7 protein-coding genes are annotated in these 12,723 nt (G+C 61.5%); 4 read left to right on the top strand and 3 right to left on the bottom strand.

Annotation, left to right across the window (positions count from 1 at the left end; genetic code table 11):
• The first annotated feature begins 176 nt into the window (after nucleotides 1–176).
• From ACIPO9_RS21925 to ACIPO9_RS21915, 3 genes are all read left to right on the top strand, one after another.
• Nucleotides 177–1,193 carry a class I SAM-dependent rRNA methyltransferase gene (locus ACIPO9_RS21925; protein WP_400783458.1) on the top strand — a complete coding sequence of 339 codons (1,017 nt, stop codon included), beginning with the start codon at nucleotides 177–179 and terminating at the stop codon, nucleotides 1,191–1,193.
• 111 nt (nucleotides 1,194–1,304) lie between these two features.
• The gene (locus ACIPO9_RS21920) at nucleotides 1,305–4,280 is read left to right on the top strand and encodes a DUF748 domain-containing protein (protein ID WP_400783456.1); all 2,976 of its coding nucleotides are present in this window, start codon (nucleotides 1,305–1,307) and stop codon (nucleotides 4,278–4,280) included.
• A 36-nt stretch (nucleotides 4,281–4,316) separates the two neighbouring features.
• On the top strand, nucleotides 4,317–4,598 hold the full coding sequence (locus ACIPO9_RS21915; RefSeq protein ID WP_400609163.1) for a DUF2845 domain-containing protein: 282 nt from the start codon (nucleotides 4,317–4,319) through the stop codon (nucleotides 4,596–4,598).
• Nucleotides 4,599–4,911: 313 nt separating this feature from the next.
• Here the strand turns inward: ACIPO9_RS21915 and ACIPO9_RS21910 are convergent, their stop codons facing one another.
• From ACIPO9_RS21910 to ACIPO9_RS21900, 3 genes are read right to left on the bottom strand one after another with little or no spacing between them, the layout of a single operon-like run.
• Entirely contained in the window at nucleotides 4,912–6,285 is a 1,374-nt protein-coding gene (locus ACIPO9_RS21910; RefSeq protein ID WP_400609161.1) for an HlyD family type I secretion periplasmic adaptor subunit, read from the bottom strand.
• Entirely contained in the window at nucleotides 6,275–8,428 is a 2,154-nt protein-coding gene (locus ACIPO9_RS21905) for a type I secretion system permease/ATPase (protein ID WP_274134876.1), read from the bottom strand. The genes ACIPO9_RS21910 and ACIPO9_RS21905 overlap by 11 nt, the downstream gene beginning before the upstream one ends.
• 59 nt (nucleotides 8,429–8,487) lie before the next feature.
• Nucleotides 8,488–9,837 carry a TolC family outer membrane protein gene (locus ACIPO9_RS21900; protein ID WP_274134878.1) on the bottom strand — a complete coding sequence of 450 codons (1,350 nt, stop codon included), beginning with the start codon at nucleotides 9,835–9,837 and terminating at the stop codon, nucleotides 8,488–8,490.
• Between the two features lie 402 nt (nucleotides 9,838–10,239).
• Here ACIPO9_RS21900 and ACIPO9_RS21895 point away from each other — a divergent pair.
• Nucleotides 10,240–12,723: retention module-containing protein (locus tag ACIPO9_RS21895; RefSeq protein ID WP_400783453.1), on the top strand; the 2,484-nt coding region annotated here is incomplete at its 3' end.

Genomic DNA, 12,723 nt, shown 5'->3' with positions numbered 1-12,723 from the left:
CCAGGACCTGTAGGAGCGCGCTTGCCCGCGACGGCGATAAACCTGCGATGACGATGTTGTCTGACACACCGCCATCGCGGGCAAGCGCGCTCCTACAGGCCAAGTGTGGACCGCAACACCGGCAACAACCAAACTGCTAGAATGGCGCGCCTTATTCCTGCCCCAAGGCGCCGAGCATGTCTTCCTTGAATCAGGCGCTCAGCGTCGCCCTCGACAACCGTCAATCCCTGCTCGCCGAACTGCACGCCCAGGGCACTGACTGCTACCGCCTGTTTCACGGCAGCCAGGAAGGCGCGGGCGGGCTGACCATCGACCGTTACGGCCCGCAGCTGCTGGTGCAGACCTTCCACAGCACCCTGGACCGCGAATCGCTGCTGGCCGCCCACGCTGCGATCAATGCCCGGCTGGGGCTGGACTTGATGCTGGTCTACAACGACCGCTCCCAGGGCAATTCGCGGATCGATCGTACAGACCCTGTCTATCAAGCCGACGATGCCGCGCTGGTCGATCTGGTCGGCCATGAGTGGGGCCTGAATTATCGCGTGCGCGGCCGCCATGCCGGGCAGGATCCGCTGTTGTTTCTGGACCTGCGCAACGCGCGCGGCTGGGTCAAGGACCACGCCAAGGGCAAGAGCGTGCTCAACCTGTTCGCCTACACCTGTGGCGTCGGCTTGAGTGCGGCGGCCGGTGGCGCCAGTGAGGTGTGCAACCTGGACTTCGCCGAGGGCAACCTGGCGGTGGGTCGGGAAAACGGCGAACTGAACCCGCAACTGCCAACCATGCAATTCATCCAGTCGGATTACTTCCCGGCGATTCGCCAATTGGCCGGCTTGCCCATTGCGTCCCGTCGCGGCCAGAAACTGCCCAGCTACACGCGCCTTGAGCAACGCCAGTTCGACCTGGTGCTGCTCGATCCGCCCGCCTGGGCCAAGAGTGCGTTCGGCACGGTGGACCTGCTGCGCGACTATCAGAGCCTGCTCAAGCCGGCGTTGCTGGCCACAGCCGAGAACGGCGTGCTGATCTGCTGCAATAACCTGGCAAAGGTTTCCATGGACGACTGGCGCGACCAGGTCCTGCGCTGCGCCAGCAAGATTGGCCGGCCGGTCCGCGATTGCCATGTGCTTACGCCGGGCGCCGACTTTCCGTCGCAGGACCAACAGCCGCCGCTCAAGACCTTGATCTTGCAACTCTGAGCACTCACAAGTCGCGAGGAAATTTCCCACAAGGTTTGAGGGTGTAGCGTCTGGAACCAGATTGGCGTGCCATACTCAAAGGCACCTCATATCGAGAGAGTTGGCGACTACATGCCCAAAGGATTGAAACGCGCCATTGGCGCCTTGCTGGCCGTCTTCGCCATCTACAGCATGCTGGGCTTCTTCATTTTGCCCGGCATCGCCCTGCGGGTGATCAATCAGCAACTGGCGATCTATTCCACCGAGCCTGCAAAACTCGAGCGTCTGGAGCTCAACCCCTACACGCTGGAGGTGACGCTCTGGGGCCTGAACATCGGCGCGCCGGGCAAGGAGCAGATCGGTTTCGAACGGCTCTACGCCAACCTGCAGATCGACAGCCTGTGGACCAAGGCGCTGCATCTGGCCGCCGTTCATCTGGACAAGCCCAAGACCGAGGTGCTGTTCTCAAAGGACGGCAAACTCAACCTTGCCGGCCTGTTCAAACTGCCTGCGAGCGAACCGGCCAAGCCTGACGAGCCGCCTGCCAAACCCTTCCCGCTACGCATCGACGCCATCAGGCTGGCCGACGGTTACGTGCACTTTCAGGACCTGCGCCCAAGCGAGCCCATCGAGTTTCTCTACGACGCGCTCAACTTCGACCTGAAAAACCTCAGCACCCTGCCCGAAGACAACGCCGACATGACCCTGGTAGCCGCAGGCCCTGCGGGGGGGCAGATCGACTGGGTGGGCCGTATCAGCCTGGTGCCGATCTCCTCGGAGGGCACGCTGAAAATAACCGACGGCAAGATGAAAGCCTGGTGGCCTTACGTGCGCGACGCCCTGCCCCTGGTGCTCAAGGATGGCGTGCTGAGCCTCGAAACCCATTACAAGCTCAACCTGGCCAAGGAAACCGAGCTGCTGCTGGACAAGACGTCACTGAAGGTCGCGCCGTTCGCCATCGACGCGCCGGACGGCCGCCCGTTGGCGCGCCTGAAGAATCTTGAAGTCAGCGACACCTCGATCGACCTCGCCAGGCAACTGGTCACTGTCGGCAAGATTCGCAGCCAGGGCCTGGAAACCTGGGCCGCGCGGGAAGCCGATGGCGAACTGGACTGGCAGAAACTGTTTGCCAGCCAGCCGTCGAAATCCGAGCAGAAAAAAGCCGAGACCGAGAAAAAGCAGCCAGCCACCGCCAGCGGTGCCGAAACGACTGCCAGCCAGCCGGCAGCGCCGAGCAAGCCCTGGCAGGTGCTGTTGCGCGACATCCAACTGCGCGATTACCGCATTCATCTGGCAGACAAGGCGCCCAAGGAGCCGGTGGCATTGGAGGTCGGCCCGCTCAACCTGGACATGACCGGCTTCGACAGCCTCAACAAGTCACCCTTCAACATCAAGCTCGACACGGGCCTGGGCAAGCAGGGCAAGGTCACCGCAGAAGGCCAGGTCAACCTTGCGCCGGTGTGGACCAAACTCAATGTCACCACCCGCGACATCGACCTGCGGGTGGCGCAATCCTATGTCACGCCGTTCATTCGCCTTGAAGTGCGAAGCGGCATGCTCAATTCCGATCTGGCCGTTGACCTGAAAAGCACCGAGCCGCTGGCGCTGGGCATCACCGGCAAGGCGCAGGTCGATCAGTTGCACACGCTCGATACCCTCAAGTCCCGGGACTTCGTCAAATGGCAGCGCCTGAATGTCGATGGCCTGAGCTTCCAGCTCGGCGACAGTCTGAGCATTGCGACGATCAACCTCGACCAGCCCTACGCCCGCTTCATGATCGCCGAAGACCGCACTACCAACATCGACGACCTGCTGATTCCGCAACCGGCCGATGGTGCGTCGGCCCCCGCGACGAAAGTGAAACCGGCTGCGCAGACCAAGACGGCACAAACTGCGGACAAACCGATGGGCATACACATCGGTCAGGTCAACATCAACAACGGCTCGGCCAATTTCGCCGACTTCAGTCTCACCCCCAACTTCGCCACGGCGGTGCAACAGCTCAACGGTACCATCGGCACCCTGGATAACCGCCAGGACAAACCGGCGCCTGTGGATATCAAGGGCAAGGTCGACCGCTATGCGCCTGTCACCATCAAGGGCGCTCTCAACCCGTTCAACCCGCTGGCCAGCCTGGACATCGCCACCAGCTTCAAGCGTGTCGAACTGACCACCCTCACCCCCTACTCCGGCAAGTTTGCGGGGTATCGCATTCGCAAGGGCCGGTTGAACCTGGACCTGCATTACCTGATCACCAAAGGTCAGCTCAAGGCCGAGAACAAGGTGGTGGTCGAGCAACTGCAACTCGGTGAGAAAGTCGACAGCCCCGACGCGGTGAACCTGCCGCTGAAACTGGCGATTGCCCTGCTCAAGGACGTCGATGGCAAGATTTCCATCGAGCTGCCTGTGACCGGGGACCTGAACAATCCGCAATTCAGCGTGATGCCCATTGTCTGGCAGACGCTGCGCAACCTGATCGTCAAGGCTGCGGCCGCGCCGTTCAAGCTGATTGGCGGGCTCATCAGTGGCGGTGGCTCGGAAGACCTGGGCACGGTGGCCTTCGCGGCGGGCTCCGATGAGCTGAGCCCGGAGGCGCAGGCGTCGCTGGACAAACTCGCCCAAGCCCTGCAAAAACGCCCGACCCTGCGGCTGGAAATCGAAGGCACCAGCGCCGAGGCCAGCGATGGTCCGCTGATTGCCCAGCAGCGGCTGGAGCGTGAATACCAGAGCACCTACTACAAGATCCTGCAGCGTCGTGGCGACAAGGTTCCGGCCCAGGCGGCGGACCTGAAGGTGCCTGACGATGAAAAGGCGCCAATGCTGGACGGCATCTATCGTACCCGGCTCAAGCAGCAGCCACCGGCCGAGTGGGTCGATCTTGGCAAGGAAGAGCGCCAGAACAAACTGCGCCAGGCGGTGCTCAAATCCTGGAGTTCCAGCGCCCTGCTGCTGCGCCAGCTCGGCCAGGCCCGTGCCGGCAGCATCAAGGACTATCTGGTGGACAAGGGACAATTGGCCGATGACCGGGTCTATTTCGTCGATGCCGCCCTCGGCCAACCGGAAAAAGACGGCCGCGTCATCAGCCCCCTGCATCTGGACAGCGAGTAACGACACTTGAAAAGCGTTTTGACAAGATGCATCGCGATGATCGGCCTCGCCGCACTGAGCGGCCTGAGCCAGGCGGACACCTTGCGTTGTGGCAGCCAGCTGATCAGCGCTGGCGACCGAATGTTCGAAGTGCAGCAGAAATGCGGCCAGCCGATCAGCCAGGACATCATCGGCTACAAAGAGACGGTAAACCACTTCCGCCAGGTCGATCAGGTGCAGGTTCAGGAATGGATCTACGGCCCGAACAACGGGATGTATCAGTACCTGCGGTTCGAGGGTGGACGGTTGATAAGGATCGACAGCAAGCGCGGTAAGTGATCCGGGAGGCGCGACCGACACCGGATATCGGATCACCTATAAAACCGTAGCAGTCCGGCTTGCCGGCGATGGCGATCTCGAAGGCGCCCCCGCCGGCAAGCCGTGCTGCTACGGGGACCGCGCCGAGTCCGGGATATCGGATCGCCCGCACAATACGGCTTGCTGGCGATGGCGGTTTCGATGGCGCCATCGCCGGCGAGCCGGACTGCTACGGGGACCGCGTCGAGCCCCGGGTTCAGGATTGTTCGCGGAACCGTAGCAGCACGGCTTGCCGGCGGGGCGATTTCGGGTGCGCCGCCGGCGGGTCTGGCGATCAGCGCTCGTGCAGGGCTTCGGCGCGGGCCTTGAGGACGGGCTTGAGCAGGTAGCTGAGGATGCTCTTCTTGCCGGTGATGATGTCCACCGAGGCAACCATGCCCGGGATGATCAGCAACGGATGATCGTCAGTACCCAGGTGGCTACGGTCGGTGCGCAGCTTGATGACATAGAACGTGTTCTTCTTCTCTTCATCCTGAATGGTGTCAGCGCCGATCTGTTCCAGCTTGCCTTTGAGGCCACCGTAAATGGTGTAGTCATAGGCGGTGAACTTGATCATCGCTTCCTGGCCCGGATGCAGGAACGCAATGTCCTGCGGACGAATGCGTGCTTCCACCAGCAACGTGTCATCCAGCGGCACGATTTCGGCGATGTCGCTGCCCGGCTGGATCACACCACCCACGGTGTTGACCAGCATCTGCTTGACGATACCGCGCACCGGCGAGGTGACCATGGTGCGGTTGACCCGGTCTTCCAGGCCCTTGGCCGTGGACTGCGCCTTGGACAGGTTGGTACGGGCTTCGTTGAGCTGAGTCAGAGCGTCACTGCGGAACTTGCCGCGAGTCTCGTCGATCTTGCGCTGGACCTCGGCGATCGCCGCCTGGGCCCGAGGGATCGCCAGGGTAGTGCCGTCCAGCTGGCCGCGAGTTTCAACTTCGGAGCGCTTGAGCCGCAGGATATCCACCGGCGATACCGCACCCTGAGCCACCAGTGGCTCGGACATGCCGATCTCCTGGCGCAACAGGTTCAGGCTGTTGCGGTACTGCTCCTGCTTGGAGCCGAACTCGCGCAGTTCCTGCTGGCGCTGAATCAGTTGCTGTTGCAGGCCGCCCACTTCGTCCACCAGTTGCTGACGACGGCTCTGATACAGCGACTCTTCGTTGGCCGCCTGCTTGGGCGCGGACTTGCGAGCTTCCGGGCTGATGTTCAGCGGACGGTCATCGACCTCGGCGCTCAGACGCTCGACGCGCAGCTCCATGGCCACGCGATCAGCTTCGGTTTCGCCGACGTTGGACGCAAAGCGCGTGTCGTCCAGGCGAATCAACGGTGCACCAGCTTCCACGATCTCGCCGTCCCGGGCGTAGATCTGCGCGACGATGCCGCCCTCAAGGTTCTGGATTTTCTGGATCTTGGTCGAAGGAATCGCCTTGCCTTCACCCTTGGTCACTTCGTCGATCACCGCGAAGTTGGCCCACAGCACCAAGAACACGAAAAACAGGATGACCGACCAGATGGTGATACGCACGATGCGCGGTGCGTCATCGACCAGGGCTTTCTTGACTTCGGGCATCGGCTGGCCGTCGAGCGATGGCGAGCCCTTGAAGTAGCCGAAGATACCGCCGCCGGAGTTTGGACCCGATTTAAGCAACACTGATCTGCCCCTTCTTCAACGCTTCCATCACGGCGGCTTTCGGACCGTCGGCAAGAATCTGGCCACGGTCGATCACCAACAGGCGGTCCACCAGAGAGAGCAACGAGGCCCGGTGTGTCACAAGAATCACGGTCTTTTTCTCGATAACGGCTTGCAGACGCTGCTTGAGGCGCTCTTCACCGGTGTTGTCCATGGCGCTGGTCGGTTCGTCCAGCAGCAGAATCGGCGGGTTGAGCAACAGCGCACGGGCCAAGGCGACGTTCTGACGCTGGCCACCGGACAGGTTCTGGCCACGCTCGCCCACTTGCAGGTCGTAACCCAGCGGATGCAGGCGGGCAAATTCGTGCACACCGGCAAGTTCGGCGGCTTGCAGGACCATTTCGTCATCGACGTAACGGGCGCCCGAAACCAGGTTGTCGCGCAGGGTACCAGCCAGCAGCTGGATATCCTGAGCGACGTAACCGACGTTGTGGCGCAGTTCGCTGACGTCGATCTGGCGGATGTCCACACCGTCGACCAGCAGCGAGCCTTCATCCTGTTGATACAGGCCCACCAGCAGCTTGGCCAGGGAGCTTTTGCCTGAACCGCTGCGGCCGATGATGCCGACCTTCTCGCCCGGACGAATCACCAGGTTGATGTTCTTGAGGGCCAGTTGTTCCTGGTTCGGGTAGGTGAAATCGACCCCGCGGAATTCCATCGCGCCCTGCAGGACCTGACGGCTGAGTGGACGCTCCTCGAAATTGCGCTCTTGCGGCAGCTCCATCATCTGGTCCACCGAAACCATGGTCACCTTGGCTTGCTGGTAACGGGTCAGCAGACCGGACAACTGCGCCAGCGGGCCCAGCGCGCGTCCACTGAGCATGTAGCACGCCACCAGGCCGCCCATGCTGAGGTTGCCGTCGATGATCATGTAGACGCCGAAGCAGATCATCGCCACGCCAGCCAGTTGCTGGATCAGCAGGGTCAGGTTCATGGCCAGGCCAGACAGAATCTTGACTCGCAGCTCAAGACGGCTGAGGGTGCCGATGGTCTGTTCCCAGTGGTACTGACGCTCGCTCTCGGCGTTGTTGACCTTGACCGCATCGAGCCCGGCAAGGGTTTCGATCAGGCTCGACTGGCGCTCGGCGCCCAGCGCCATGGTGCGCTCCAGGGTTGCGGTCAACGGCTTTTGCAGGAAATGGCCAATGCCCAGCGCCAGCGGGAACGCGACGATGGGAATCCACACCAGATGCCCGCCCAGCAGCGCGATCACCAGCAGGATGATCAGGGTGAACGGCAGGTCGATGAGGCTGGTCAGGGTCAGCGACGTCAAGAAGTCGCGCATGCCCTGGAACTCATGGATGTTCTGGGCATAGCTGCCGACCCGCGCCGGACGGAACTTCATCGCCATGCCGACGATACGTTCGAACAGGGTCGCGGAAATGATCAGGTCGGTCTTCTTGCCGGCAAGGTCCAGGCACAGGCTGCGCAGGCCCTTGAGCAAGAGGTCGAACAGGTAGGCGCCACAGATACCGGCCGCCAGCACCCACAGGGTTGCGGTGGCCTGGTTGGGCACCACGCGGTCGTAGACGTTCATCACGAACAGCGGTGCAGCCAGCGCGATCAGATTGATCACGAAGCTGGCAGCGATCGCATCGGCGTACAGCCAGCGCGACAGCTTGAGGGTGTCTTTGAACCAGGAACGCGCGCGAGGAATCAGCGAGCCCATGGTCACGTCAAATTTGTGTTGCGGTTGGGCAAAGAACACTTTGCCACTGTAATCCTTGGCCAGCGCTTCACGCTCGACCGTCACTTCGCCGCCGTCGCTTTCGCTGATCAGCAGCCGTGCAACATCACCATTCCATCCCAGCAGAACGGCGCAGCGGCCTTCTTTAAGGAGAAGCATGGCGGGCAAGGCGATTTCAGGGATCTGTTCCAGCTTGCGGACCAGAAGACGCCCCTGCAAACCGGCGCGAGCCGCAGCACGGGGCAGCAGCTCGGCGCTCAGGCGCTGGTCGGGCAACGGCAGGCCGGTGCTCAACATCGCCCGGCTCGCCGGTTTTTGATGCAAGGCGCAGAGTGTCAGCAGACCATCGAGCAACGGATCATCATGCTGACTACGCGGATCATGACCTAGTAGGGCAGAAGGTAATTCCAAGTCCACGCTGACACTCTCTTTAAGCAATTAAAAGAATCTGGCGCCTGACGCGAGCGCGTCAAGAATCAGTTCATACCCGGCAGTTTGACTGTCGGCTTTATATCATTCTGCACAACCGATGCCAGCGGAGCCACTACGCCCTGACTTTTCAGCAGGGTGCCGATGTCAGCCTGAATGCGGTACTGGGTGTAGGTCTTCAGGCTCTGCAGCTGCACCAGACGCTGTTGCGCGGTGAACAGCTCGTTCTCGCTGTCCAGCAGGTCGAGCAGGGTACGCTCTCCGAGGCTGAATTGCTGCTGATACGACGTACGGACGCTGGTAGCCCGATCAACGTACTGCTGAGCGATAGGTACTTGCTGGGAAGCGTTGTTGTAGGCGTTCCAGGCCAGGCCCAGTTCTTCGTTCAACTGACGCAGTGCGTTGTTGCGGATATCCAGTGCCTGGCTGGCCAGGTAGGACTTGGACGACAGGTCGGCCTTGTTGCTGCCACCGGCATACAGGTTGAACTGCATGCGCACCATCGCTTCCCAGCCATTGTTGTGGCCTTCGTCGCCACCGACGTTGTTGTCGGCGTTGCGACCCAGGTCGAAGTCGAAACGTGGGTAGAAGGAGGACTTGGCAGCGTCGTACTGCTTCTCGGCAGCAGCGATGTCAGATTCGGCCGAACGCAGCACAGGGCTGTTCTCGAGCATCTGACGGCGAGCTTCTTCCAGATCCGCCGGCATCAGGGCGAACGGCGCCGGCTTTTCCAGTTGATCAGGCAGCTGACCGATGGCGCTCAGGTAGTTGGTCTGGGCGTCGGCCAGGTTGGTCTGCTCGGTGATCAGGTTGTTCTGGGCCTGAGCCAGACGGGCATCGGCCTGATCCATATCTGCCATTCGTCCGACACCGCGGCTGGTGCGCAACTTGATCTGGTCGTAGATACGTTCGTGACTTTTAAGGTTTTCCTGCGCCAGGCGAACCATCTCGCGCTGGGTAAGAACATCGATATAGACCTGCGCAACTGTCAGCGCAGTACGCTCGGAGGTGTTGAGCAAAGAGTAACCGCGCGAGTTTGCGGTGGCTTGTTGACGCCCAACTTCGTTACTTGTCGCAAAACCGTCGAATAGCATTTGACGCAAACGGATGGCAGACTCGCCGCGGTTCAGCGTCTGCCAATGATTGTTGTCATTCTGCGCACGCGTCGTTGGCGTGTCCGAACCCGCTCTGCCGTACCCCGCCGTGACATCCACACGAGGCAGGTAACCACCCTTGGCCGCACGGACTGCATAGTCCTGGGCAATGCGGGCGTTGACGCCTGCCTGCACCTCGGGATGAACGTCCATGGCCTTCTGCATGGCTTCTGGCAAGGTTTGTGCCTGCGCAAAGCCGACGGAGAGAACGAAAGGTACAGCGGTGAGGAGTTGCACTCGCATTTTGTTTACTTCCCGAGAACGTACTTGTTCGAAAACGCAGCATTCACTGCTGCGTTGCATGAGAGTCATGAAGGAGATCGGCGGAGTCACGTTGTTCTGAAGGGCGTCTGGGAGCGAACAACCGAAATACACGATCTCAGAAAATATCAATGTGACATTACGGAAGCGATTGTTTAGGATGGCGCGGAATAGGTCAATAGTTTGGCATAAAGTTAATGCCTGACCTTGAAAATAGCAGTTAATAAATTGACGTCAAATAATTAACAATAACTAAATCAAATACTTATTTAATTGACGCCAAAGTTTTGTAGTTACTGAACACCCCAATACGAATCGGCATCCCTTAGTGACCAGTCGGCATGACGGATACCAACTGAACGGTAAACTCGGAGAGTCACCCCCATGAGCAGTGTTGTTGCCATCGTCAAAAGCATTGTTGGCCAAGTAGTCGCAGTTTCCCCGGAAGGGATTCGCCGTGTACTCATCGAGGGTGATCGGCTGCTAGCCGGCGAGCAGGTGCTGACGGGCCCGGAAGGCTCTGTCACGCTGCAATTGCCGGACGGCCGTCAGTTGGACATGGGCCGTGACAGCCAGTGGAGCTCGGAAACCCCGACGTCCACCACCAACATCGCCGAAGCCACCGCCCAGGCCGCACCTTCGGTTGCCGAGCTGCAGCAAGCCATCGCCGCGGGCGCCGACCCGACCAAAGACCTGGAAGCGACCGCAGCGGGCCAGACCACTGGCACCTCGGCCGACGGCGGCAACGCAGGCGGCGGCCACAGCGTGGTGATGCTGACCGAAACCGCAGACGTGGTGAACCCGAACATCGGCTTCAACACCGCAGGCCTGAGCAACAACGCCGTGACCGGCATTCAGGAAGACGCCGCGGTTCCCCAGCGCGAATCGACCCTGAGCCTGAGCGCCACCTCGACCCTGACCGAAGAAGGCGGCGCGCTGGTATACACCGCCACCGTGACCCAGGCGCCGCTGAGCGACCTGACCATCACGCTGTCCAACGGCTCGCAGATCACCATTGCCGCCGGCCAGACCACCGGTTCCGTCACTGTGCAGATCCCTAACGGCAACACGCCGTACCTGGACGCCCATGACATCACCACCACCATCACCGGCACCACCGGCGGTGCTGGCCTGGTCCTGACCACCAACCCGGCGCCAGCGACGACCACCATCACTGACACCATCGACACCACCGTTGCCACCATCACCGGCAGCACCCAGGTGACCGAAGGCCAGTCGGCGACCTACACCATCAGCCTGAGCAACCCGGCGCAGACCGAAGTCACCATCAACCTGACCTACAGCGGCACCGCTGCCAACGGCACCGATTACACCCAGGTGGTCAGCGTCAAGATTCCGGCCGGTTCGAGCAGCGTCACCTTTGACCTGGCGACCATCAACGACACCATTCCCGAAGGCGTCGAAAACGTCACTGTATCGATTGGCGCCATCACCGGCGGCAACTTCGAAAACGTCGTGGTCAGCGGCACCAACGGCAGCGTGACCACCACCATCATCGACAACGATGCCCTGCCAGTGGTCGACCTCAACGGTGCGGCGGCAGGCACCAACAACCAGGCCACTTTCACCGAAGGCGACAAGGGCGTGGCGATTGCGCCTGACCTTAAAGTCACCGACGTCGACAGCCCGCTGCTGCAAGGCGCCAAGGTCACCCTGACCAACGCCCAGGCAGACGACAGCCTGGTAGTCGGCAGCCCGAACGCGAAAATCACCGTCACCACGACCACCGTCAACGGCCAGATCGTGCTGACCCTGAGCGGCGCAGCCACGTCTGCCGAATACGAAGCCGTGATCAAATCGATCACCTTCGGCAACAGCAGCGAAAACCCGAGCGCCATCGACCGCAACATCACCGTGACCGTCAACGACGGTCAGAATGATTCGGTTGCAGTCACCAGCACCGTTCACGTCGTACCGGTCAATGATGCCCCGGTCGTGACCGCGCCAACCCAGGTGACGACTGCTGAAGACACCCCGCTGACGTTCTCGGCGGCCAATGGCAATGCCATTTCCATCAAGGACGTCGATGCCAACCCGACTGACGTTCTGAAGATCACTGTCACCGTGACCGGCGGCACGCTGGTCCTGACTGGCGGCGCAACCAGCGATGCCCAGGGCCACCTGACCCTGTCCGGCACGCAGGCACAGATCAACGCCGCACTGGAAGGCGCGACCTTCACGCCGGTACAGGACTCGAACAACACCACCGGCACCGCCGGTCTGTCGATCACCGTCGACGACCAGGGCAACACCGGCACCGGCGGCGCTCTGACCGGCTCGCAGTCCATCAATATCGACGTGACGCCGGTGAACGACGCTCCAGTAGCGGGCATCAGCAACGGCACCGGGGTTGAAGACACCGTCACCACTGGCCAACTGGTCGCCAGCGACGTCGACAAGGGCGACGTGCTGACCTACACCATTGCAGCCAAGGACACCCCGGCCGGCCTGACCCTGAACAGCGCGACCGGCCAGTGGACGCTGGACGCCAGCAATGCCGCTTACCAGCACCTGGCCGCTGGCCAGACCACGACCCTGAACGTACCGTTCACTGTCACCGATGCTGCAGGCGCGACCAGCACCTCGACCTTGACCATCGTCGTTACCGGCACCAACGATGCCCCTGTGGCCAAAGCCAGCACCGGCACTGGCGTGGAAGACACCACCGCCACTGGCCAGTTGCAGGCCAGCGATGTGGACGACAACGACGTCCTGACCTACAGCGTCAAGGATGCCGACAAGCCAGCCGGCTTCACCGTTGACGCCACTGGCAAGTGGACCCTGGACGCCAGCAACGCTGCGTACCAGCACCTGGCTGCCGGCGACACGCTGAACATCAGCGTGCCG

It is taken from the genome of Pseudomonas sp. NPDC090203 (genome assembly GCF_044746765.1).
GTDB lineage: Bacteria > Pseudomonadota > Gammaproteobacteria > Pseudomonadales > Pseudomonadaceae > Aquipseudomonas > Aquipseudomonas putida_AD.
Note: the sequence above shows the minus strand (reverse complement) of the source record. Positions and strands in the feature narration are given on the sequence as shown.